General features: G+C 44.6%; 25 protein-coding genes. 13 read left to right on the top strand and 12 right to left on the bottom strand.

What is annotated here, in order from left to right:
- Positions 1 to 81: 81 nt before the first annotated feature.
- The 5 genes from ACVA58_RS07730 to ACVA58_RS07710 form a co-directional block, all read right to left on the bottom strand.
- Entirely contained in the window at positions 82 to 1,686 is a 1,605-nt protein-coding gene (locus tag ACVA58_RS07730; protein ID WP_446509863.1) for an ABC-F family ATPase, read from the bottom strand.
- A gap of 317 nt (positions 1,687 to 2,003) precedes the next feature.
- A complete protein-coding gene (locus tag ACVA58_RS07725; RefSeq protein ID WP_446509862.1) occupies positions 2,004 to 2,804 on the bottom strand; it encodes a Cof-type HAD-IIB family hydrolase in 801 nt (266 codons plus the stop codon).
- Positions 2,805 to 2,939: 135 nt separating this feature from the next.
- Positions 2,940 to 4,175 carry an SGNH/GDSL hydrolase family protein gene (locus tag ACVA58_RS07720; RefSeq protein WP_446509861.1) on the bottom strand — a complete coding sequence of 412 codons (1,236 nt, stop codon included), beginning with the start codon at positions 4,173 to 4,175 and terminating at the stop codon, positions 2,940 to 2,942.
- Between the two features lie 215 nt (positions 4,176 to 4,390).
- Entirely contained in the window at positions 4,391 to 5,146 is a 756-nt protein-coding gene (locus tag ACVA58_RS07715; RefSeq protein ID WP_446509860.1) for an alpha/beta hydrolase, read from the bottom strand.
- A gap of 5 nt (positions 5,147 to 5,151) precedes the next feature.
- Positions 5,152 to 5,526 (bottom strand): DUF2784 domain-containing protein, encoded by a 375-nt coding sequence (locus tag ACVA58_RS07710; RefSeq protein WP_446509859.1) that lies wholly within the window; start codon positions 5,524 to 5,526, stop codon positions 5,152 to 5,154.
- Positions 5,527 to 5,916: 390 nt separating this feature from the next.
- Here ACVA58_RS07710 and ACVA58_RS07705 point away from each other — a divergent pair, with 390 nt between their 5' ends.
- Entirely contained in the window at positions 5,917 to 6,108 is a 192-nt protein-coding gene (locus ACVA58_RS07705) for a hypothetical protein (RefSeq protein WP_446509858.1), read from the top strand.
- A gap of 127 nt (positions 6,109 to 6,235) precedes the next feature.
- Here ACVA58_RS07705 and ACVA58_RS07700 read toward each other — a convergent pair whose 3' ends face one another.
- Positions 6,236 to 7,219: a hypothetical protein gene (locus ACVA58_RS07700; RefSeq protein ID WP_446509857.1), complete on the bottom strand. Its 984-nt coding sequence runs from the start codon at positions 7,217 to 7,219 to the stop codon at positions 6,236 to 6,238.
- Positions 7,220 to 7,643: 424 nt separating this feature from the next.
- Here ACVA58_RS07700 and ACVA58_RS07695 point away from each other — a divergent pair, with 424 nt between their 5' ends.
- The 9 genes from ACVA58_RS07695 to ACVA58_RS07655 all read left to right on the top strand — a co-directional run bounded on the left by ACVA58_RS07695 (position 7,644) and on the right by ACVA58_RS07655 (position 14,185).
- Positions 7,644 to 8,270 carry a PepSY-associated TM helix domain-containing protein gene (locus ACVA58_RS07695; protein WP_446509856.1) on the top strand — a complete coding sequence of 209 codons (627 nt, stop codon included), beginning with the start codon at positions 7,644 to 7,646 and terminating at the stop codon, positions 8,268 to 8,270.
- A gap of 24 nt (positions 8,271 to 8,294) precedes the next feature.
- A complete protein-coding gene (locus ACVA58_RS07690) occupies positions 8,295 to 8,816 on the top strand; it encodes a DUF2271 domain-containing protein (RefSeq protein ID WP_446509855.1) in 522 nt (173 codons plus the stop codon).
- A gap of 44 nt (positions 8,817 to 8,860) precedes the next feature.
- Positions 8,861 to 9,697 (top strand): DUF4198 domain-containing protein, encoded by an 837-nt coding sequence (locus ACVA58_RS07685; RefSeq protein ID WP_446509854.1) that lies wholly within the window; start codon positions 8,861 to 8,863, stop codon positions 9,695 to 9,697.
- A 65-nt stretch (positions 9,698 to 9,762) separates the two neighbouring features.
- Positions 9,763 to 10,092 (top strand): hypothetical protein, encoded by a 330-nt coding sequence (locus ACVA58_RS07680; RefSeq protein ID WP_428647546.1) that lies wholly within the window; start codon positions 9,763 to 9,765, stop codon positions 10,090 to 10,092.
- On the top strand, positions 10,089 to 10,694 hold the full coding sequence (locus ACVA58_RS07675; protein ID WP_446509853.1) for a DUF6162 family protein: 606 nt from the start codon (positions 10,089 to 10,091) through the stop codon (positions 10,692 to 10,694). The genes ACVA58_RS07680 and ACVA58_RS07675 overlap by 4 nt, the downstream gene beginning before the upstream one ends.
- A 41-nt stretch (positions 10,695 to 10,735) precedes the next feature.
- Entirely contained in the window at positions 10,736 to 11,656 is a 921-nt protein-coding gene (locus tag ACVA58_RS07670) for a metal ABC transporter solute-binding protein, Zn/Mn family (RefSeq protein WP_446509852.1), read from the top strand.
- Positions 11,656 to 12,408: a metal ABC transporter ATP-binding protein gene (locus tag ACVA58_RS07665; protein WP_446509851.1), complete on the top strand. Its 753-nt coding sequence runs from the start codon at positions 11,656 to 11,658 to the stop codon at positions 12,406 to 12,408. The genes ACVA58_RS07670 and ACVA58_RS07665 overlap by 1 nt, the downstream gene beginning before the upstream one ends.
- On the top strand, positions 12,408 to 13,283 hold the full coding sequence (locus ACVA58_RS07660) for a metal ABC transporter permease (protein ID WP_428651689.1): 876 nt from the start codon (positions 12,408 to 12,410) through the stop codon (positions 13,281 to 13,283). The genes ACVA58_RS07665 and ACVA58_RS07660 overlap by 1 nt, the downstream gene beginning before the upstream one ends.
- Before the next feature lie 17 nt (positions 13,284 to 13,300).
- The gene (locus ACVA58_RS07655) at positions 13,301 to 14,185 is read left to right on the top strand and encodes an ABC transporter substrate-binding protein (protein WP_446509850.1); all 885 of its coding nucleotides are present in this window, start codon (positions 13,301 to 13,303) and stop codon (positions 14,183 to 14,185) included.
- Between the two features lie 69 nt (positions 14,186 to 14,254).
- On the opposite strand, the gene ACVA58_RS07650 is transcribed toward ACVA58_RS07655, so the two are convergent.
- On the bottom strand, positions 14,255 to 15,340 hold the full coding sequence (locus ACVA58_RS07650; protein WP_446509849.1) for a hypothetical protein: 1,086 nt from the start codon (positions 15,338 to 15,340) through the stop codon (positions 14,255 to 14,257).
- Positions 15,341 to 15,656: 316 nt separating this feature from the next.
- Between ACVA58_RS07650 and ACVA58_RS07645 the strand changes: the two genes are divergently transcribed.
- On the top strand, positions 15,657 to 15,938 hold the full coding sequence (locus ACVA58_RS07645; RefSeq protein ID WP_446509848.1) for a hypothetical protein: 282 nt from the start codon (positions 15,657 to 15,659) through the stop codon (positions 15,936 to 15,938).
- 137 nt (positions 15,939 to 16,075) lie between these two features.
- Here ACVA58_RS07645 and ACVA58_RS07640 read toward each other — a convergent pair whose 3' ends face one another.
- Genes ACVA58_RS07640 through ACVA58_RS07620 form a run of 5 tightly spaced genes read right to left on the bottom strand, consistent with a single transcriptional unit; the run spans position 16,076 to position 21,076 of the window.
- Positions 16,076 to 17,005: a hydroxymethylglutaryl-CoA lyase gene (locus tag ACVA58_RS07640; RefSeq protein ID WP_446509847.1), complete on the bottom strand. Its 930-nt coding sequence runs from the start codon at positions 17,003 to 17,005 to the stop codon at positions 16,076 to 16,078.
- Positions 16,998 to 17,840 (bottom strand): enoyl-CoA hydratase-related protein, encoded by an 843-nt coding sequence (locus tag ACVA58_RS07635; RefSeq protein ID WP_446509846.1) that lies wholly within the window; start codon positions 17,838 to 17,840, stop codon positions 16,998 to 17,000. Before ACVA58_RS07635 ends, ACVA58_RS07640 begins: the two co-directional genes overlap by 8 nt.
- A 28-nt stretch (positions 17,841 to 17,868) precedes the next feature.
- Positions 17,869 to 19,473 (bottom strand): carboxyl transferase domain-containing protein, encoded by a 1,605-nt coding sequence (locus ACVA58_RS07630; RefSeq protein ID WP_446509845.1) that lies wholly within the window; start codon positions 19,471 to 19,473, stop codon positions 17,869 to 17,871.
- Between the two features lie 9 nt (positions 19,474 to 19,482).
- Complete coding sequence (locus tag ACVA58_RS07625; protein WP_446509844.1) at positions 19,483 to 20,652, bottom strand: isovaleryl-CoA dehydrogenase; 1,170 nt, start codon at positions 20,650 to 20,652, stop codon at positions 19,483 to 19,485.
- A 31-nt stretch (positions 20,653 to 20,683) separates the two neighbouring features.
- A complete protein-coding gene (locus ACVA58_RS07620; RefSeq protein WP_446509843.1) occupies positions 20,684 to 21,076 on the bottom strand; it encodes a MerR family transcriptional regulator in 393 nt (130 codons plus the stop codon).
- Positions 21,077 to 21,243: 167 nt separating this feature from the next.
- Here ACVA58_RS07620 and ACVA58_RS07615 point away from each other — a divergent pair, with 167 nt between their 5' ends.
- Both ACVA58_RS07615 and ACVA58_RS07610 read left to right on the top strand, forming a co-directional pair.
- The gene (locus tag ACVA58_RS07615) at positions 21,244 to 22,446 is read left to right on the top strand and encodes a thiolase family protein (RefSeq protein WP_446509842.1); all 1,203 of its coding nucleotides are present in this window, start codon (positions 21,244 to 21,246) and stop codon (positions 22,444 to 22,446) included.
- A gap of 13 nt (positions 22,447 to 22,459) precedes the next feature.
- A complete protein-coding gene (locus ACVA58_RS07610; RefSeq protein ID WP_446509841.1) occupies positions 22,460 to 23,968 on the top strand; it encodes a CoA-acylating methylmalonate-semialdehyde dehydrogenase in 1,509 nt (502 codons plus the stop codon).
- Position 23,969 lies beyond the last annotated feature (1 nt).

Below are 23,969 nucleotides of genomic sequence, written 5' to 3'. Positions count from 1 at the left end.
GAGCATCAAGTTCTCAGTAGTCACAACATCAATAGTAAACGGCCTCAATAACGAGGCCGTTTATTTCTAAGCCGTAATGCTTTATGCGACGCTTAACATTTTCTGTTGATGTGCAAGGTACTCATCATACGTGCCTTGGAAGTTGACAAGTTTCTTGTCTTTCACATCAATAATTGATGTTGCAAGAGATGATACAAACTCGCGGTCATGGCTGACAAAAATTAGTGTACCTTCATATTTTTTCAAAGCGTTGTTTAGCGCTTCAATGGCTTCCATATCCATGTGGTTCGTTGGTTCATCCATTACCAGAACATTGACGTCTTGCATCATTAACTTACCAAACAGTAAGCGGTTCTTTTCACCACCAGAACAATTCTTTGCTTTTTTGTTGGCGTCATCAGCAGTGAATAGAAGGCGACCTAAAATACCACGTACCATCAAGTCATCATGTTTCGTTGTACGCCACTGTGAAATCCAATCGAAGATACTTAAATCGTTATCGAAATCAGCTGTACTATCCTGAGGACAGTAACCGATAGAAGCATTTTCAGACCACTTAACAATGCCGTGGTTTTGTTCTAACTCGTTGACTAGGCAGCGAAGGAATGTTGTCTTACCCACGCCATTTTCACCTATTACCGCTAAACGAGTTCCCGCTTCTAGAAGTAAATTACCCTTTTCGAACAGTAGTTCATCATCAAAAGCGTGACCTAAATCTTGTAGCTCAAGTGCTTGGCGGTGCAACTTCTTACCTTCACCAAAATCAATAGACGGGCTAATACGGCTTGACGATTTAACTTCATCTAGCTTGATTTTATCCAGCTTCTTCGCACGAGAACTTGCTTGTTTAGCTTTAGATGCATTGGCACCAAAGCGGTTAACGAAATCTTGAAGTTCGCTAATCTCAGCCGCCTTTTTAGCATTTCCTGCAAGCAATTGTTCGCGGATCAAACCTGAGGCCTCAAGGAAGTATTCGTAGTTACCAGGGTAAATACGCAATTCACCGTAGTCGATGTCTGCCATGTGGGTACATACTGAGTTCAAGAAGTGTCGGTCATGCGAAATGATGATCATTGTACACTTACGTTGATTTAGCTCTTCAGCAAGCCAGTTGATCGTATGAATATCCAAGTTGTTGGTTGGCTCATCTAACAACAAGATATCAGGATTGGCAAAAAGTGCTTGTGCAAGTAACACACGAAGCTTCCAACCTGGAGCGACTTGCTGCATGAGGCCGAAATGGAATTCTTCTTCGATACCCGCTTGAAGCAAAATGTCGCCAGCACGGCTTTCTGCTGTATAGCCGTCCATTTCTGCGAATTCACTTTCAAGTTCAGCGACTTTCATGCCATCTTCTTCACTCACCTCTGGTAGTGAGTAAATACGGTCGCGTTCTTTTTTAATCTCCCATAGCTTACGGTCACCCATAATAACTACGTCGATAACGTTGTGCTGTTCGAAAGCAAACTGGTCCTGGCTCAGTACGCCAAGTTTTAGTCCCGGTGTAATAGAGACATTGCCAGAGCTTGGTGTTAGTGCGCCACTCAGTATTTTCATGAACGTTGATTTACCACATCCATTGGCTCCGATTAAGCCGTAACGGTTACCGTTACCGAACTTAGCAGAAATGTTTTCAAATAAAGGCTCGGCGCCGAATTGCATGGTGATGTTAGCGGTTGAGATCAAAGAAGTATTCCTAGGTATAAGATGAACTAATTGCTTAGTCAGATATGCCAAATCAACAGAAATGAAAGCACGAATTAATAGCTGGCGGATTATACAGATATATTGAACAAAAAACAGATGTGAGAGATAAGTCACAGAAGGTGATTGAGTTGGATGGAGAATCTAGAGGGTGTTTTGCTAAGTTTTCAATTAAAGTCTGGACAGTTCTAGGTAAAACGCCCCCAATTTGGGAGCGTTTAAATCTCATTAAGCTTTCAGTCATAGCGCCGGGATCTCACTTCAAGATCCTGCCAGCTTACCGCTCGGCTTTATCAGGCTTAATCGAGTAACTCACGTTTGATCACTGTCATTACGCCAGCATCACGATGACTAGGCGCTGAAAAACGCGCGGTTTGTTTAACCTTAGGGTGGGCGTTGTCCATGGCGTATGAGTGATAGCTCGCTTTGAGCATTTCCAAATCATTGAGGTAATCACCAAAACTCATCGTCTGCTCATGGCTAAATCCAAGAGTGTTCTGCAAGTGTTCAATTGCCGCCCCCTTAGAAGCTTGGGCATTCATCACATCAAGCCAGATTTTAGCGCTTACTACCACTTGATGGCTTTCACCAAACTCACGATCGAAACTCGGGAACACATGCGCCTCTGTGCCATCAAAATGACAAATGGCGACTTTAATAAACTCATCTTCGACAGCTAATAGGTCGTCGACATATTGGCAACGATGGTAGTATTTAGCGAACTCTTTCAGCGCCAGTGGGTCTTGGGTTTCAATGTAAGCCGACTGCGTACCACACAAGACGATACTTGCCCCGTCGATTGCTCGTGCCTGCTTAATAATCGCTTCAATAGAGGGAGAGTCGATTTCACAACGATACAATTCTTTGCCTTGGTGCATCACCATGGTGCCATTTTCGGCGATAAACATCATACGATCACGAATCGGTGCGAATGTCTCCATTAAGCTGTAATACTGACGACCCGATGCGGCGGCGAAAATGATATCGCGCTGCTCTAATTGCTGGTAAACCGAATAGAAGTCTTCTGGTAGTTGGCTATTGTGATCGAGCAGAGTACCGTCCATATCGACGGCAATAAATTTGATATCTTTACTTGGCATAGTTGACCGTGTTGTTGGCAAAAGATTTGAGTCAAGTAAGACAAATTACATCACTCTCTATTCTCTGCAAGTGATTTCCATCAAGCGAAGAGTAACTATGGACAATATACCCGGTCTCGGCCGGGTATCGTAAGGCTAGAAGTCGTACTGATTCATCACTCCAGCCAGGATCTTGTCAGCGATATACTTATGCGTCGCAGTCGTTGGATGGGTGACGCCCCAGAATACATACTTGTCAGAACTGTGATAGGCACAGTCATTGGTTAGGCTATGGCTGTAAAGATAATCCATCGCGTTACTGCGATTGATGTTCAGGCACGCGTCTTTGGCGTTTTCAAATCCATGTGCTTTGGGTTCTGTGGTCAGGTCATTAAACATCTGCGCGGCATCCACAAGGGCGATATTGATCCCTGTATCCTGATAGTACTGAGCTTGCTCGCGGATATAGACATTAAATAGTTCAATCTTTGCGCGGACTTTCTCAATCTCATCTTGGGTTGAGTACTTAAATTGTGGTGCCTTGGTCGCATCCGGTAGGGTAAATAGCATGATATTTTGCGCGCCAGCATCTGTCAGCCGAATAAGTGCGCTGCTAAAGTCTGCCTTCACCTCTGAGACTTCACGGTCATAGTTCATAAAGTCATTCAGGCCAAACTCTAGAGTAAACAGGGTACGCTCTGGCCGATAGTTTTTAGCCATTTTCATATAGGTCAGGTAAGAGGTTACCTGCTCAGTCACACCAGTCAGGGCCACGTATTGATTAGTACCTGCAGCGCCACCTACTGCCCAGTTATAAAGAGGGATATTTTTGTCACGTGCCAAGTATTCTGTCCATACCAGTCCATTGGAGAAACGGCCTAAAAACCACGAGTTGCGGTTAGGGAACAGCCATTGTGAAGCGTTAAACATGTTGCCGGTATCAGAGAGGCTATCACCAAAGGCAACCATTTTATTGATAGTATCCGGCTGGAAAACTGAATCGTTGGTCCAAATAGAGTGGTTAAAAGACGCGCGGTTATCTGCCGCATAGTAGCTCATATCGGCCGTTTCATGTTCCACGCCCAGCGTCGCCTTACAGCGCTCGGTGATTTTCTCCTGGCTAGTATCGGTATAGAACATGTTTTTAAATGAAACCGATGACCACCAGTATCCGTCAAGGGTGAAGTAGTCACCGTTTTTATCTAGCGCCCACTCCCAGGTAGTGGCAGGGTCGTCATGATTATAATGAGGGCGGTACCAGCAGCGAACGTAAGTATAAGTTTGGTTAGCCTGAATATTGCTGACTTGGGCTAAAGTAATGGATTCGGGTGTGGGTGGTTCTGAAGCGTATGCCACCATCGGCAATAGCAAAGTAAGGAGTAATTTCTTCATCGTATTTTTCTTCTAGTTAATGACAACTATTCTACTAACCATCTGATTAATAGAATCATTATTAGAGATTTTTCAATCGGGATTGATGGCGTTATTTTGCATTTGAATGGGTTTGGGTCAATTGCTTTGTTTAGGTAATGTATTAACTTGGTATGGGGATCGCTTTATAAACAAAAAAGGAAAAATGACTTAATCAATAAAGCCTGCATCAAGAGTTAATCCAATACACGTTTTAGCCCTGATACATAGGAAGGAAATTGCGAAATAGTATTGTGGTCGGCACCGGTAATGACAAATACCTCTATCAGCTGATCGCCAAATTCAGCGATTAGTTGGTCGGTTCTTTCTCGTGGGATCACGCGATCTTCTTCTGCTATGAAGATATAGGTTTGAGCCGAAATATCTTTTACTCTATCCGAAGATCGGAATCTGTCTTTGATCATCCAGGAAACGGGGAACATCCAATAGATATCTTTAGCGACATTTTCAATGCTATCAAATGGCGTCACTAAGATAAGTTTGTCCACTTGCTGATTAGCCGCAACGTATGTGGCAATACCAGAGCCAAGGCTTCTGCCCATCAAGGATAATGAATCATGTTTAGTTTTAACCGACTGAAATATCTGTACAGCATCGCTATATAAAACCATCTCGGTAGGTGTACCTACATTATTACCATAACCTCGGTAAGGGATAAGATAGACGGTATAATTCGGGATTACTGACTTGAAGAATGGAATATTGGCTTCGATACTTTCTGCGTTCCCGCCATAGTAGATTAACGCCTTAGGTTGTCCTTCATTGAGCACCCAACCAAAAAGCTGGGCACCATCAACAGCGAAGCTGGTATTCATCTCGCCGTAAACATCACTGGCAGGCTGGGGAAAGTACAGAAACTGGCGTTGTAGGGAACAAAAAGTAAGCGCAAAAAGGGCATATATCACCACGAAGGTAACCAATATACTGTTCATGTTCGCTACCTGTCTTGCCTGCGTTTACTCCAATAATAGACGAGTGCATAAATAACTAAATTGATTCCCATAGCCGCAATACCCAGTAAAACCTGGATATCAAAGCGTAAACCAACAGGATAAATAACAGGAATGATATAGTGCTCGACAAATCCTCCCGGATAACCTTCACCACCTGCCGCTAGCCTCAGTTGGTTTTCCAATGGCGTTAAAGGGCAGATCCAGCCTTTGAAACTGATCACCGCTACCCATAGCGCTGCAGGAATATGGACAATCACCATATAGCCACGCCATAGAGCCAGCGAGCCTCCGAACAACGCGAAGATGATAAATAAAAGGTGAAGTATTACGACAAGATCTGCCAATATTCGATAAATCATAAGTTATCACCCCTTTCTTCAGTCAAACATAGCTTATCAAAGCAATAACTGTTATCCACATTCAGGTCAAAGTTTGAAAGTTATACCGACTTGCAACACGTGGGTTCTTAGCTGTTATCAACAAAATCTGGGGACAGTTTAAGCAGAACCAAGTTTTCACGATCTAATGGATTGACGGATCTTTAACTCAGCCAGTGAGACTAGGGGGGGGAATAGCCAGACTCTCAAAGGCAAATGCCGCTTATTCTTTGGGATAAATATCATCACTCAACACTGTAACTATAAAAGGTTTTCCCCTAAACATGTTTCAGTACCACATCTTATTTATCTTTGAACTTATTTTTTACCGAGTACACTCTGAGTAAATATTTACTTTTTCATGGAGGCAATATGAGTGGTGGTGTTACATCTGCAATCTTGGCTGCAGAGCAGGTTTCGACATTGTCATGGGATAACGTGATCTTGCCTTTGGTTATTCTGGGCGCCGGAATCTTTACGTTGTATTCAAAACGTATTTTGACGTGGCTCGAAAGGAAATCTCCTGGGATGAAAAAGAAAGATAAGAAGAAAAATGGCAAATAATGGTACTAATCTCTACCGGCTAAACCGTTTGTGCCCAAAGCTTGGTATCAGGCAACCTAGTCATGCCTTCTAGATTTAGAAAGCATGACTGCGTTAAATTAAAGGTAGATAGAACAACACAAGAGGTTTATTTAACCTCGTACCTCAGTAGAACTTTGTTATCTAATACGACATTTGATGACCAAATAAAACTCGCGCCCGCGCCACTGAATTTTTCAATGAAGTTCATGTAGGCATTTTTATTTTCTACGCCAATCTCATCTTCTGAGTATAACGTTGCTTGAGGCCAAGATGTAGAATCAAACTTTTGTCCCATCCAATTGCTTGGGGTTTCCCAATGAGCAGCGTAAGCATTCTGGCCATCATCAGTACCTTCAGTGGTACAAGTTTCAGATAGACGCCGCCCTTCATTTTCACTAAGACAAGTCAGATCATAAATTGGTGAGGTATAGAACACTTGAGCTTGCCAGTCTGAGTTTGTGACTGTCCCATCACTAAAGCTAGCAATAAAACCACCGTCTCCTGGGTGATAAGCCTTTCCACGATTATCTTCAGTACCCAAGCCTAAGTTCTCTTCCCAATCAATCGCTTTTACTGCAATAGTATAAGGCTTCTTAACTTTAAACTTCACGATACTAGAATTAAATGGTGTAAACGGTACGGTATCTACGGCTACAAGGGTACCATTGATGTATAGCTCAAAGTAATTGTCAGCAAAAATATAGCCCGTGATTTCTTCACCGTCAGGATCTATAACGACGACAGGTACAGAGTCCTCATTTACATCACCAAGACTTTGGGGAGTGATGTTTGCACACTCCTCATATAAGTCGACGGCTTTCGGTGCAGTAGCAAAGTTGTTTTTAGCAGGAACAGTCCAAACCTTTCCTTCTATATCTGTAATTTCACCAATACCAGCAACTCGGCTACGTCCATTTTCACACTCAAAAAGATTCGTCTCTACAGTTTTAGCAATGCCTTGAGTAATGCTTGCTGAACCACGGTAATCAATGATGTTACTACTAGATGGCATGTCCGGTTCTGGTGAACACCCCGTAGCGAGTAAAATGGCAGATGAAAGGGCGAGAACTTGATTCTTTTGGGCGGTCATTGTCTAGATATTCGTTGAGGGGGATTGGTATCAGCGTAGTTGTAACGTTAAGTTAATACAATTAAATCAGTTGGGCTCCTCTATACAAAGATAGGCTAGTTTCCATATCTCAGGTAATTCATCGATTGATAAATTAGCAAAAACGCATATGTCCAGTAATATGCTGACAGTTATTACTGTAAATTCGATTTTCACACTCTAAGTTAGCTTCTTATTTCTACTCCAGAAACTTAGGCCGCGGGCTACTAAACAGGCCTTTGTTTACCCTTCTATAACACATAAATTCCGCCTTTATGGGTTCCTAGCCTCAACAGTACGTTCCACTCCATCCTTACATTCGTAAACAATGTAAATTTAATGCCAATGAAAACGATTATCAATTATGTTATGCGGCATAAGATAGTCACTATACATTGAATTGATCATGCTACTCAAAAGTAAAGCGGTTCAACTTTGGGCTCGGCGATTACATATCTATGTGTCTATGGCTCTGTTGCTTGTTGTGCTCTTTTTCTCGATAACAGGCATCACGCTCAATCGCCCTGAGTTGTTTGTGAAAAGTCAGCCGAGCGTAGAGACGCTTACCTTATCGTTACCCGATTCGCTGTTTAAAAGCCCTGAGGCATTTGTTCCCGTTGAGGCTGACTTATTGGCTTACTTGAAGGCGAGGGTAGATATGTCCGGGACACCATCTGCGATGGAAGTCTTTACCGAGGTTGAAGATGGCGAGTTAATCGAAGGCGAAATTGCACTTGATTATAAAGGACCGGGTTATAACGCAACAGTCTTTATCGATCTGCTGAATAAAGAAGCGGAGATCGAAAAAAATCATTATGGCGTGATTGCTGTTTTAAATGATCTTCACAAAGGCAGAAACAGTGGTGAAGTCTGGAAATGGTTTATCGATATCACTGCTTTATTGATGGTCTTTTTTGTACTGACTGGTGTTTGCTTATTGCTTCCAAAAAAGAAAACTTTGAATACATCAATGAAATGGATGGCTCTGGGCTCTTTTATCACGCTTTTCATTTTTATTTTTGCTGTGCCTTAACAGGCTTTATGACAAGGAACACCCATGAATGCTTTTGCTAAATCGTTAGCCGGTCTCACTCTGGCGTTACCGATTGCATTTACGGCTATCGCCAAACCTATCCCTGAATCGGCATCAATGGATGTTGAATTTCAACTCCCTAAGATTGACACCGCGATGTATGCGCGTCCGTATGTTGCGGTATGGATTGAAGATAGTCGCCGTAAGCCGGTTCGTACTATGCAGTTGTGGGTGGGTAAAGATGAATGGTTAAAGGATTTACGAAGCTGGTGGCGTAAGGTCGGCCGCTATGATCGTGAATTGGTTGATGCAGTGACGTCGGCGACAAGGCCTGCTGGTGAATACCGTTTTGTATGGGACGGGCTGGATGATGCGGGCAACCGAGTAGAGCAGGGTGAATACACCTTCTATGTCGAGGTTGTTCGCGAGCATGGTGGCCGCAACTATTTACGCCAAAAAATCACATTGGCAGACACCAGCTTTATTCATCACATAAAGCCGACTGAAGAAACCGGGGATATCCGCCTGCAGTACTCAGTGAAATAACCGACTTTTCGCTATCAGATTAAACGCTATCAGAGAATTAAAAAATGATTAAATGTTCGCAATTTAAAGCGGCGACAGTGGCTTGTGCGCTGTTGGCTGGAATGGCTGTAAGCGCTACGGCTAATGCTCATCCTCGTTGGATTTTACCTTCACACTTTACGGTTTCTAAAGAAGGTGGCGATTGGCTGACTTTTGATGTGACAGCGTCACACGGCACATTCGTTTTCGACAAACCGGCTGGCAGTGAAACGGGCCAGATCGTGATGCCTGATGGTCGTATTCAGTACCCTTCGTATGTGACCAAGGGTAAGCGCCGCTCGGTGTTTGACTTCTATTTTGAAGAAGAAGGTACGCACAAGGTACGTGTGAATAACGTTCCTTCTTACTACACCCAATATAAAGCCGGTCGTCGCGATACGGTGAAGTGGGTCAAAGCACATAAAGCCGAACGTGACGAAGTACTGCCTAAGAAATCACGCGATGTGATCACCCAGATCAGTTATACCCGCGCTGAAACCTACGTGACAGTGGGTAAGCCAACGAAAAGAGCCTTTGAAATAGAAGGTAAGTACCTTGAGCTGGTACCGGTAACGCATCCTGCAGATATCGTTGAAGGTGAAGAGGTGACATTCCAGTTTTTCTTTAATGGTGAGCCACAACAGGGTGTGACGGCTGAAATTACACGTGAAGGCACACTTTACCGTAACCACCAAGAGCAAATAGACGTCGTCAGTGATGATCAAGGCATGGTGAGCTTTGTCCCTGAGCATGCTGGTCGCTGGCTGATGAAGGCCAACTACAAAGGTGATCTTGAAAACAATGCACTGGCTGATCGTGCAAGTGTAAATGTGCATCTGACATTTGAAGCGGTTTTGCAATAAACAGGCTGTGACAAGTATTGATGGCCTGTAAATAAAGCAGGCCAGTTTCTAGAGATGAGGTTGTAATGAAAAATTTCTCGAGATCCGTTTTCCTGGGTGCTGTAGCAGTGGCTGGATTCATTAATGCGAGTACAGCACATGCTCATTTCCCATTGATGAGTTGTTGGCTGGAGGCCGACAAAGTGATTTGTCAGGCGGGTTACAGCGATGGCAGCGAAGCGGTTGATTATGCAGTGGAGATGTTTGATTACGATGACAATTTGATGGAGCGAGTAATGACAGATAAGCGCTCAATTGTCGAGTTCTCAATGCCTGAAGATGACTTCTATTTGGTGTTTGATGCTGGTCATGAAAGTCCTGTAGAAGTTGATGTTGTTGAGATTGAAGAGAAATGATCACTGAGGCAGTAAAATCAGATGACGGTGGCACGGAAGGTAAATGGGTGGCACTGGCTATTGCTGTGATCTTGGCCGTGGCTTTCTTAGCATTGCCCCATCACCAGTCTGGCGGTACCAAGTTGGAATTAGCTGCTCATCAGATCTCGGTCAAGGACTTGTCTTCTGAAGATTTGGCGATGGTTGCGGATCTGCGTCTTGCCCATGAGGAAATTCGCAACTTATTTCAAGATAATCAAGACAGTTTTGATGCGTCATCTCAACAAGCCTCTCAGCAAACAGGTGACCAATTTTGGCCATCGATAGAGGCGGTAGAATCACTGTGGTTACCCCCTTTTGTTAAAGACAAGAGCTGGGAACATAAAGGTCGCCACCATTGGCAGTATGTTTCCACTGGCGCGTACTTAGGTGTGCCACTACATCTAGACACGTCTAAGCCCGTGATCCTTATCAGCCAACATGTTGAACCCGAGATTTGGTTTTACCTGGCATCTGACAATAGTACTTTTGAGAAACCGGCAACTCTCTCTTCTTCGGCTCTGACTGACGCTGGTTGGATTCAAGTTTCTTTCGGTGATAAAGCACAGAACCATTTGCATTAAGAATCATGCGCATTAATACCGACAGACTATTTGGAAATAAAATGAAAACAATAAAATATACCCTCAACGGGCTGTTAACCGCTGCCGTGATGCTGACAGCATCGACTTATGCCTTTGCGACAGAAAAATTAAATATTGGTATCACGCTGCAGCCTTACTACAGCTATGTCAAAGCCGTGGTTGGCGAAAAGGCCAATATCGTTCCTTTGGTGGATGCTGGATTTAATCCGCATAATTACCAACCTCAACCCAATGACTTGCGCCGTTTAAAGCAAATGGATGTGATTGTGGTTAATGGTATTGGTCATGATGACTTTGCGCTTAAAGTCATTGCGGCTGCAAACCGTAGCGATTTGGTTGTGATAGAAGCGAATAAAGATGTCCCTTTGCTGCCGGCAATGGGCCAATCAGTGGGTGACGGTGCGGTGAACCCTCACACCTTTGTTGGACTTTCAACGACGATCCAGAAGGTTTATACCATTGCGAATGAGTTGTCGAAACTGGACCCTGAAAATGCCCGTTTTTATCGCGCCAATGCTCGTAAATATTCTATTGCCTTTAGGAAGCTAAAGCATGAAGCAATGGTTCAATTGGGTGACTTGGATACCAGCGGTATGGTTGTTGCGACAACTCACAACGCTTACGGGTACCTGTTACAAGATTTTGGTGTTGATGTCGTCGCCGTGATTGAGCCAGCCCACGGTGTTGAGCCAAGCGCCAGCCAATTACAGGAAACGATCGCGAAGATCCGTCAGTCAGATATCGACGTGCTGTTTTATGAGCTGAATATGCCTAATCGCTATGTCGATACCATTGAGAAAGCGACAGGTGTTCAGCTATATCGCTTTTCACACATGACGCATGGGCCTTATGAGGCAGGCAAGGTAGAGAAGGAAATGAAAGAAAATCTCGATACCTTGATCGAAGCCATGCAGTTCGTTGCGAAGAAAAAGGTGAGCTAATGGTTGGGCCAAGCATTTCACTGCAAAACGTTAATTTGCAGTACGGTGAAAATCAAATACTTCATGCTATCAACCATGAGTTTGCTGCAGGTCAGTGTCATGTCGTTATGGGGCCTAATGGTGGCGGCAAGACGTCATTGTTACGTTCAATTCTTGGCCTGACACCTTTTACTGGTGATATCAATATTCATTGGGCTGATAAAAATGGCAAAGTGGGCTATGTCCCGCAAAAAGCGGTGTTTGAATCAAGTCTACCGCTTACCGTTATGGATTTTATTCTGCTAAACCAAAGTCGCACACCGTTGTTTTGGTCTCGCTGGCGCAATCTCTCAAAACAAAGAGGCTTTGCGCTTGAGCAGCTGGACCGTGTGGGCATGGCTGAGCGGGCAGACCGTCGTATGGGACAGTTGTCAGGTGGTGAGCAACAGCGGGTGCTGTTTGCCCAGGCCTTGTTAGATAGCCCAGATTTATTGGTGTTGGATGAGCCAACAACCGGTATGGATGAACAAGGGGTTCGTTATCTGGAATCACTTATTTTAGAGCTGGTTACAGAAGGAAAAACGTTATTGGCCGTGCATCATGATGTCTCAGCGGTACGACGCTTGGGGGCAAAGGTTCATGTTGTTAATCGCCAATTGATTGATAGCGGTACGGTGGAAGATGTTTTGACCCCAGAAAAAGTAGAAAGGCTTTTTAATCATTACTCAACACAACCCAGTTATGACATGTTCAAACAAGGTAAAGCGGCATGATGGATTCAATTCGCCAGTTGGCATTGCAAGGTGTTGAAGCGGGTTGGCTAAGCGAGAGCTTCTCTTATGCTTTTCTCGTTAATGCGGTAGTGGCAGCTTTGCTGGTAGGCCCTTTGCTTGGTGGTTTGGGGACGCTGGTTATTGCTAAGCGATTAGCCTTTTTCTCCGAGGCGGTCGGTCATGCGGCATTAACCGGTATTGCCCTAGGTGTATTGTTGGGGGAGCCACCGGAAAACCCGATCATCGGATTGTTCTGTTTCTGTATGGTGTTCGCGTTATTACTGCATTTTGTCAGAAACCGCACCAATGTCCCTTACGATACCTTAGTGGGTGTTTTCTTGGCGTTGGCTCTCGCGGTGGGTGCTGCATTGCTGATGTATGTCGCGCGTAAGATAAATATCCACATGTTGGAGAATGTTCTGTTCGGTTCTATTTTAACGGTAACCGATCAAGATATCCTGATCCTTGGGCTTAGCTGCTTACTGATTATATTGGTATTGATCCCAACCTTTAATCGTATTCTACTGACTTGTATTAGCCCTGATATTGCAAGAGTTCGTGGTCATGCAACCCATTTTTACGATTACCTCTTTGTCATGATGATCACCTTGGTCACGATTGCATCGGTGAAAATAATTGGTGCCGTGCTTGTGGGGGCATTGTTGCTAATACCAGGTGCAACTGCACGCTTGATGACTAAGAATATGGGTGACTTTGTCCTCGTATCTGCTTTTCTTGCGACGGTCAGTTGTTTAGTTGGTACGATTTTACCGATGGAATTAGAGATGCCGGTACCTTCGGGTGCTGCGATTATCATTGTTTCCGCTTTCTTCTTCCTTGTAGCTACTTGCTACCGCATTGTTCGTAGGGGTTAGAACAAATGAGTATTAATATGAACAAACAAGCGAAGCAGATCGTTCGGTTAGTCGGGCTTTGCTCGGTGCTGTTACTCCCCACGGTCACTCAGGCCAAAGATATTCTTACTGCAACGCCGGTGACCTATATGCTGGCGTCAGAGTTAACCAAAAATACTGGGTTAGAAACCCAATACTTGCCGCCCAAGCGATATGGCATGATGCGTTTACCGAATTGGTTTAGTAGTAAAGGGGCTGAAACTACAATAGAGGCGGCGAAAAGTGCTACTACAGTCATTACCATTGGTGCTGTTTGGCCACAAGACCCGACATATGTGCATGCACGCCAAGGTAATATCCACATTGTTGAAATTGATGCCTCACAATCTATCTCGCCAAGGGCACAGGGAGTGGCAGCCCTCCGGTTAGACGATGGGCTTATTTCACCCTATTTATGGCTTAACCCAGCGAACCTAACGCGGATGGCTGCGATTGTGAGTCAAGACTTGCAACGCCTTTGGCCTGAACAGGCAGAAACTATCTCGCTTAACCAGCAGCAGCTTATGATTAGTATTCGTAAACTCATCAATAGCCAACAAACACGTTTGTTTGATGCTGAGGTGGATTCAGTAATACTGCTTTCTCAAGAGCTTGAAGATTTTGCTTCGGGAAATCAATTGTTTGTTGTCGGGCGTTATACCAAACCAGAATTCGATTGGACGGAAGATGAAAAGCGTCACTTGTTTGAAACGCTAAAAGATGACCCAAGCGTGTGGATTTTGACATCACGTAAGTTGAGCAACAAGATGCAAGCTCAATTGCCTAATCCTGATCGTGTGCTGATCATCGACAGTATTGACCGCTGGGGCAGGGAAGGAATTAATACTGCTAAGCCTCTTTCACGCTGGGAAATTAACTTATAAGTTTACGACGCAAGTTAATAACTAGTCATTATTAGAACTCAGTAAGTCGATTTAGGTTTGCTGAGTTTTTTAATTCGTTGGATAAGGGATTTTTCTGGCTAATCTGTCTATACCGCCTTCTGCCGTGAAGAACAACTCGAATTCAAGCATAATTCCCGGGTTGACTTTATATTGAAACTCATCCTGAAAGTCTAGTTCGGGTGTGACAGTCATATAAAGCCAATCACTATACAGTCGGTGCTTCCATGCCAGTGATATCCAGGAGTTGGTAATTGAATAATTCGGTTGAGAATCAGCACTAACACCAATTGAATATTGCAGTAAGTTATCTTGACCTATTCTGTCAAATATTTCAGCCTGTTGTACAAACTCCCAATTATCATCATTGTCCAAATACTGTGCAGAGGAACTGAGTTTGAGTATAGTACTCAGGTCTTCTTGCGAAGCAAAATAGAAATTTAACGAGGTTAAGGCGCCAGGTCCTTTGGAGTCATAATAAAACACTTCTTGTTTTATACGGCTTGTCCAAGTGTGACTTAGTCTATCAATTCGACGAAGGTCTGCCCGGGCAAAGGGATCAAGTGGAAGTTTTATTTTTAAACCAAGGTCCAAGTTTGTTCGCCATTTTCCCCATTGCTGACCTTGTAGCTGTACTCCACCCACGGCACCAGATAAACCGTTGTCAGAGTTATTTGAAATGCCACGTTGTTTATCTTCTAGTCTGTCAAAGTCATCAGGATCGGTGTCGAGGATAAGTTTCCAGTTCTTTTCTGTATGGGGAAGGTCGAGTTTTAATTTTACGCTTGCATCCAAGTCTAGATAGTCACGGTGTGTATATCGCCCCTTGAATTTTAAACGTAGGTAGCTGCGATTTGTGATGGGTAACTCTTCATCTTTTTTAGCCATGAAATGGTCAATTGAACTACTGTAATCATGGATGGTGTCAGAGATTTCATCTTGCGTTTCATCAATCCAATCTTGAATACTGTCTTCATCGTTGATGTCAGAGTACAACCGATCATAATAGATGTCATAAGCATCTTCTTTTATTTCGGTTGTCATACCAAAGAAGGGTAAAAGTAATGGAACCGCAACAGCGAATCTAACTGATACCGCTTTGAGTCTGTAATCAAAGGGAGTTAAATAACGCCACATCTTGCTTCTCCCACGACAATAAAAGTAAACTAACTCATTGATATATTGACAAGTATAGACGAGTAACCACTGAATACATACAAAGTGGGTATATTTATGAAAATGAGATCTATTTCTAAAAAATTAAAACAAATAAAGCCGAAATTATTGTGTGTACGCTGTTCAATTTTGGTTTTACTCAACTAAAACAGAAGTTTATTACATGGAATAATTTGTTACACATGAAATTCCTTAATATGAAAAATATTTTCTTCATCAACTACACTTATCATGTCTAGATTGATTAACACTCGTGGTTAAATATTTGGAGAAACTAATGGATAGTGTTGATTTAGAAGGGATCAAAAGGGACGTTTCACACAAAGTGATCGATATTTTTGAATCATTTGAGGAGGAAAACAATTGCTTGCCGACGTTGGAAGAATTTAGGCTGCTTTTCAATAATGAAGCCGATCAATTTATCGGGCCCTCAGAGATACTTCACGTGAAGCCTGGCAGTGTAATGCACACAAAGTTACAAGAACGAGAGCAAAAATTGTGGCGAGCGGTTAATGAACTTGAAGCAGAGCAGCGGTTCTTGAGATCAGAAAGTTATTAACAGATGTTGCGACTCAGTAAATTGGCAGCGGTGCTGCTAAATGAGCGATGAGGATAGGATGGAGTTCATGGTGAGTTAGTGGTAATTACCTTTGTTAAGGTAGTTACCACTTTTTTTATGTTGATTAAGAAAGGTTTTTATTGAAGTTGTTTAGCTTTCATCGCAAGGGATACATTGGAACGCGGTGTAATATCGAGCGATCGACAAATCATCCAGCCAGCTTCAGCTAACGAGTTCAGGTTAATACCGGTTTCAATGCCCAACTGGTGACAGAGATAGACAACATCTTCAGTGGCGACATTACCACTCGCACCGGGTGCATAAGGGCATCCTCCTAAACCTGCAACACTGGCATCAATGGTGTTAATTCCCATAGATAAAGCTTGGTAGATATTGGGCAATGCCTGACCCCATGTGTTATGGAAATGCACGGCTATTTGATGACGAGGAATGTGGTTTATAACCGTGTCTAACAGATTTGCAACTTTCAACGGTGTGCCAGTACCGATTGTATCTCCTAGAGAAACTTGATAACAACCCATATCAATCAACGTTTCAGCAACGTGCATCACTTGGTTTACGTCTGTGGCGCCGTCATAGGGGCAATCAATAACACAAGAGAGATAGCCTCTTACCGGTATATTGTGTAGTAAAGCCAAAGCCATAACCGGTTCAAAACGTTTAAGGCTTTCGCTGATAGAACAATTGATGTTGTGTTGGCTAAAACCTTCAGAGGCCGAGCCAAATATAGCAACTTCATCGACTTCTGCACTTAATGCCATTTCGAAACCTTGAATATTGGGAGTAAGTGCAGAATAGGTGATAGTGTTATTTCGTTCGAGAGCCCGCATGACATTTAACGAGTCAGCCATTTGTGGAACACGCTTGGCTGAGACAAATGACCCCATTTCAATATGGCTAAGCCCCGTTTGTGACAGTAGATTGATGAAATCGACTTTATTTTGCGTAGGTAGGGTGGCTTCGTTCTGCAAGCCATCACGTGCACCCACTTCATAGAGGGTCACTGAGGTCGGAAAATCACTGGAATTATCTGGTCGTCTAATCATGTTCTGTCATCCAGTTAGGAGTGCGCTTCTCTAAAAATGCGCTCAAACCTTCTTGCCCTTCAGGGGATACACGCAATTTAGCAATGCTCTCGCTGGTTTTTTTTCTTAATGATGAATTATTGGTTTCTGACTCGCACAGATGGCAAAGGGCCTTAGCTTCTCGAACGGCATTAGGGCTGGTCTTTACTATATGATGAAGAAAATGTTTAAGGTGTTCATCTAATGAATAAATGGTTGGTGCGAGCTCATGGATAAGATTCAGTTCTTTCGCTTGCTCTGCATTGATAAGCTCTGCCGTGAGCATATAGCGCCTTGCTTGCCGTTGTCCCATAGCTCGGCAAACATAAGGGCTTATAGTTGCAGGTGCTAGCCCAAGTTTTACTTCACTTAAGCAAAATAGGCAATCTTGAGTGGCGATAGCGATATCACAGCAACAAATTAAGCCGAGCGCACCGCCGAAAGCGGCTCCCTGAACCATGGCGATGGTGGGGGCGGGAAAGGTGTCTAGTTGATGGAGTAACTCGGCAAGTTTTTCGGCATCCTCTATGTTTTCTTCAACGGTGTAGTCAGCGAGAGATTTCATCCAATTAAGATCTGCCCCTGCACTAAAATGACTGCCGTTAGCACGTAAAACCAAAGCTCTCACATTAGAATCGTCTCGAACATGAAGAAGAATACTGAGCAGAATCGAAATGCAGCGGTTGTCGAAGGCATTTTTTTTATTGGGACGATTTAGCGTAATCGTCCCGATACCTTTGTCATCGAGATGAAATAGTACTTCATCGTCTTCAATGTGCAGGGTACTGCTTTCATGCTCCGTGGTGTTCCGACTCATGCTGCTACCTCACTGTCCATGTAATGCCTCACATCCGAAATATACCAAACGTACTTTCAGTTTTCGGTGCTCTTTGGCAAGCATGCAAGGCTGTTCCGACTACATGTCGTGTGTCACGCGGGTCGATGATGCCATCATCCCAAAGCCGTGCGCTGGCATAGTAGGGCGAGCCTTGCTCTTCGTACAAATCTCGAATGGGTTGTTTGAAGGCTTCTTCCTCTTCGGCTGTCCACTGTTCACCTTGCCGTTTTTTGTTATCACGGTTTACTTGGGCTAAGACGCCAGCGGCTTGCTCCCCACCCATTACCGATATGCGAGCGTTAGGCCACATCCACATCATGGTTGGGCTGTACGCGCGGCCACACATTCCGTAATTTCCCGCACCATAAGAGCCACCAATAATGACGGTAAACTTCGGTACATCGGCGCAAGCAACGGCCATAACCATTTTAGCGCCGTGTTTGGCTATCCCTTCCGACTCGCATTTTTTACCTACCATAAAGCCAGTGATGTTCTGCAGAAACAAAAGAGGAATGTTACGTTTGCAGCATAATTCGATAAAGTGTGCGCCTTTTTGCGCAGACTCGGAAAACAAAATGCCATTGTTGGCGACAATGCCTACCTGTTGACCGTAAACTTTGGCAAAGCCACATACCAGTGTAGTCCCATAAAGCGCTTTAAATTCATCAAACTCAGAGTTATCTACAACCCGGGCAATGACTTCTCGAATGTTGAACGGCGTCCGCAAATCGGTGCCAACAATCCCAAACAACTCATCGGCTGGATATCGAGGTGCTGGTGAGTTATGGCTTAGTGGTGCAAAAGGAGGAAGGGCGCAACTGTCTATGGCTTGTCTTGCTAATTCAATAGCATGCTGTTCATCATTGGCAAAATAGTCGGCAACACCTGATGTTTTGCAATGGACATAGGCCCCGCCCAATTCTTCAGCTGTTACTATCTCACCTGTGGCTGCTTTAACAAGAGGAGGACCGGCCAAAAAAATGGTCCCTTGTTCTTTGATAATAATAGAGACATCTGCCATTGCCGGTACGTAAGCACCACCAGCCGTGCAGGAGCCCATAACAACAGCAACTTGGGGGATCCCTTTAGCAGACATTCGCGCTTGGTTATAAAAAATGCGACCGAAATGATCACGGTCTGGAAAAACATCAGCTTGATGGGGAAGGTTGGCTCCACCAGAATCGACAAGATAAATACAAGGTAAATGGCAGCGCTCTGCGATCTCTTGTGCTCGAAGGTGTTTTTTTACAGTAAGTGGGTAGTAGGTGCCGCCTTTAACGGAAGGGTCGTTGGCAACGACCATGCATTCAATACCTTGAACCCGCCCGATACCTGCTATAACACCCGCGCAGGGGATAGATTCAATGTAAACGTTCCAAGCTGCGAATTGGCCTATTTCTAGAAATTCACTGTCAGGGTCGAGTAGGGCTTGGATTCTGGTTCTTACCGGCTGCTTACCTTTTTCTTGTTGTTTTTTTATCGAGTTGGTTCCACCACCGAGCTTGATGGTTTCAACATAAGTCTGCAGTTGGTCGACAATAGCGGCCATATTTTGGAAGTTCTTAGCGTAAAAATTATCGTCTCGATTGACTGTAGACTTGAGTATCGTCATCGTCTGTCCCTACTTGGATTCTTCAAAAAGCTCACGCCCAATTAACATCCTGCGTATTTCTGATGTTCCTGCGCCGATTTCATAGAGTTTGGCATCACGTAATAAACGACCGGCAGGAAATTCGTTGATGTAGCCGTTTCCACCCAACAGTTGTATGGTGTCTAACGCCAATTGGGTTGCGATTTCCGCTGCATATAAAATGACACCAGCGGCATCTTTGCGGGTCGCTTCACCACGGTCACAGGCCTTGGCGACGGTATAGACATAGGCACGCGCAGCATTGGTTCGGGTATACATGTCTGCAACTTTGGCTTGGACGAGTTGGAACTCGCCAATAGAGCGGCCAAATTGCTTCCTGTCGTGAACGTAGGGTACAACGAGATCTATACAGGCTCTCATGATCCCCAATGGCCCAGCAGCCAGAACAACCCGCTCATAGTCCAGGCCACTCATGAGTACTTGTACACCCTTGTTTAGTTCTCCCAGTAGGTTCGCTGATGGCACAACACAGTCATTGAATACAAGCTCACAGGTATTGGAACCACGCATACCGAGCTTGTCCAGTTTTTGTGCATGACTAAAACCGGGGAACTGCTTTTCGATAATAAACGCGGAGATGCCATGTGAACCTTCATCGGGGGCCGTCTTGGCGTAGACAATTATGGTGTCAGCATCTGGACCATTGGTGATCCACATTTTGCTGCCGTTAAGCAGATAATGATCGCCTTGGTTTTGCGCCTTGAGTTGCATGCTGATAACGTCTGATCCCGCATTGGGTTCACTCATAGCTAGCGCACCAATATGCTCGCCACTAACCAGTTTGGGAAGATACTTGGCTTTCTGTTTATCAGTACCATGGCGATAAATTTGATTAACGCAGAGGTTGGAATGAGCGCCATAGCTCAGGCCGACAGAAGCCGATGCCCGGCTGATTTCTTCCATGGCGACAACATGGGCGAGGTAGCCCATATCAGCACCGCCATATTCTTCGCTGACGGTGACTCCCAGCAAACCCATCTCTCCCATCAATGGCCATAAGTGGTTGGGAAATTGATTACTTTTATCAATGTCCGCTGCTAGGGGGAGGATAGCTTGTTCAGCAAAACCATTAACTTGCTCACGGAGCATATCAATGGTCTCTCCTAGGCCATAATTTAAAGGGGTGAAGCTGTCTTTCATAAGCGCTCCATCAAACATAATGAAAGTGAGATTAAGGTTCTTGTTGATTATCTGATGCCTGAATATTTAAAGCTTGATGGCATTTATCTTTGGCGATTTGCAGTTCGGTCATGACGACATTGATATCTTCAAGCTGGCGTTTGAGTACGGCTTGTTTGGTATCAATAATGATCAGCATCTTATTGAGTTGCGATGAGCTTTGATTCGTGTCGTACAGATCGAACAGCTCACGGATTTCGGCCAATGAAAAGCCGAGCCTTTTACCACGTAAGATTAGCTTGAGCCTGATCTTATCTCGACGGTGGTAAACACGGGTGTTCCCTTTTCTTTTGGGCTGCAATAACCCTACATCCTCATAGAAACGGATGCTTCGGGTGGTGATGTCAAATTCTCTGGCTATTTCGCTTATTTTGAACGTTTCCACCTTGCTTTGCCCCCCAATGTGACCGCACAACAATGGTTAGGTCATGGCTTCACTACTGCAATGTGTCTTGGATTTGTTTCTTAACGTTTACGTAAATGTTAGTGCTATGCTTACGTAAACGTCAAGAAATCGCCTGCAGAGATAGAGCACATCAAGAGGGCTTTGTTATGAGTAAGGAAGTGTGGGTCATCGCGGCAAACCGAACACCTATCGGTAGTTTTCAAGGAGAGCTATCGTCACTAAGTGCTTCCGAGCTGGGTAGTGTCGCCATTAAAGGCGCATTACGGCATTCCGGTCTTTCGGCAGAAATGATTGATGAAGTTTTAATGGGGCACGTTTTACTTGCGGGGTGCGGTCAAGCACCGGCAAGACAAGCTGCATTAAAAGCAGGTATTCCAGACAATATTGGCTGCACCACCATCAATAAAGTGTGTGGCTCAGGCATGAAGAGTGTAATGCTGGGTCATGATGCAATTTTGGTTGGTACTAACCAGACAGTGGTGGCCGGTGGGATGGAAAGCATGAGTAATGCGCCATACCTGCAAAGTAAAATTCGTTCGGGCCTTCGATTAGGCCACAGTACTTTGCACGATCATATGTTTCTTGATGGCCTACAAGATGCATATGAAGGTGATTTAATGGGGGTCTATGCCCAAAAAATTGCCGACGAACGCCATTATACCCGCCAAAGCATGGATAAGTGGGCGGTTAAATCAGTAGAGCGCGCGTTGATTGCGCAAGAACAAGGCTGGTTTGATAGTGAAATTATACCGGTCAATGTGGCTAACCCTAAAGGTGATGTTGTCGTTAGCCGTGATGAACACCCGAACGAAATCAACTTGGCTAAGCTACCAGTCCTTCGACCTGCCTTTGTTGAGGGAGGTACAGTAACCGCTGGGAATTCCAGTTCTATTTCTGATGGGGCTGCTGCAGTTATATTAATGGAAGGACGTCTTGCCAGGCAGCAAGGTCACAAGCCATTAGCGGTTATATCAGCGCATTCCAGTCATGCACGTCAACCCGCAGAATTTACTGTCGCCCCGGTTTACGCCATTCGCCAACTCTTGGACAAACTTTCGTGGTCGCCAGAGCAGGTAGACAGCTGGGAAATTAATGAAGCCTTTGCTGTTGTTACGCAAATGGCGACCAAAGAATTAGGAATAGATCCTGAGCGTGTAAATCCTGACGGAGGCGCATGTGCGCTAGGACACCCTATTGGTGCCAGTGGGACAAGAATTATCGTGACACTTATTCACCGCCTTAATCGGCTTCATAAAAGTATCGGTCGCCCTGTTCGCGGTATTGCAGCTTGCTGTATTGGTGGGGGGGAAGCCACAGCCATCGCCATTGAAGTGGGTAACACTGAATAAGTGAGGAGCTGATATGAATGACACAAATCCTATTTCTCCTGTTCCGCTATATATTGATGGAGAATTCAAAGGTTCATCCGCTAAGCAATGGGTTGAAGTGACAAATCCTGCGACCAATGCGGTCATTGCCAGTGTTCCCTGTGCGACTGAACTCGAAATGGAAGCAGCAATTGCCAGTGCAGTTGTTACGTTTGAACATTGGCGAGAGGTCCCGATTCCAGAGCGTGCTCGTTTAATGCTCTCGTACCAACAAATACTCAAAGATCATCATGATGAGTTGGCTCAAATACTTTCCAGCGAAACAGGGAAGAACTTTGCTGATGCCAAAGGAGATGTGTGGCGTGGTATCGAGGTGGTCGAGCAAGCCGCGAATATTGCGAGTTTGATGATGGGAGAGACAGTAGAGAATGTCGCCAGTGACATTGACAGTTATTCTTTGATTCAACCACTTGGCGTATGTTGCGGTATAACGCCTTTTAACTTTCCAGCCATGATCCCTTTGTGGATGTTTCCAATGGCGATTGCTGCCGGCAACACTTTTGTTCTTAAACCTTCCGAGCAAGTACCGTTGACCGCAATGCGGTTGGCTGAGTTGTTTGAACAAGCAGGCGCCCCTCGAGGGGTACTTCAGATAGTTCATGGTGGCAAAGAGCAGGTGGATTACCTGTTAGCCCACCATGATATCCGAACCATTTCTTTTGTCGGCTCTGTACCGGTTGCAAAGTATATATACCAAACAGGCACCCATAATTTAAAGCGTGTTCAAGCGTTTGCAGGGGCAAAGAACCATATGGTGGTCATGCCTGATGCCAATATGGGGCAAGTTGTGAATCACCTTGTGGGCTCATCGGTTGGTGCGGCAGGCCAGCGATGTATGGCGATATCAGTGGCGGTGCTGGTAGGGAATGCCAGTGATATTGTGTCTGATTTAAAAGCCGCTATGGAAAAAGTCAAACCGGGACCTTCCGATGACAGCAATGCAGCCTATGGGCCACTAATAAGCCCAGCCGCTAAACAGCGAGTATTGCAGCTTATTGAGCAAGGTAAACAACAAGGTGCGATATGTGAAGTAGACGGCTCAAATTGTACCGTCGAAAATTATCCGGATGGCAATTGGTTAGGACCGACATTGTTTAGTGGTGCGACTACTGAAATGGCGATATATCAACAGGAAATCTTTGGTCCGGTATTGGTGTGTATTGCCGTTGATACGCTTGATGAAGCGATCACCCTTATCAATAACAACCCATACGGCAATGGTACATCTATTTTCACAGCGTGCGGAGCCGCAGCGAGAAAATTCCAACATCGTATTCAAGTTGGGCAAGTCGGCGTGAATGTGCCAATACCTGTCCCGCTACCGTTTTTCTCGTTTACTGGATGGCGTGGCAGCTTTTATGGCGACTTACATGCATATGGTAAGCAAGCGGTGAGGTTTTATACCGAAACCAAAACCGTTACGGCTCGTTGGTTTGATGAAGACATTCCTGATGGGCCGAATATGACCATACATCTGCGCTAAA

It is taken from the genome of Photobacterium sp. DNB22_13_2, from assembly GCF_052873915.1.
This window is presented reverse-complemented; position numbering and strand designations above follow the sequence as displayed.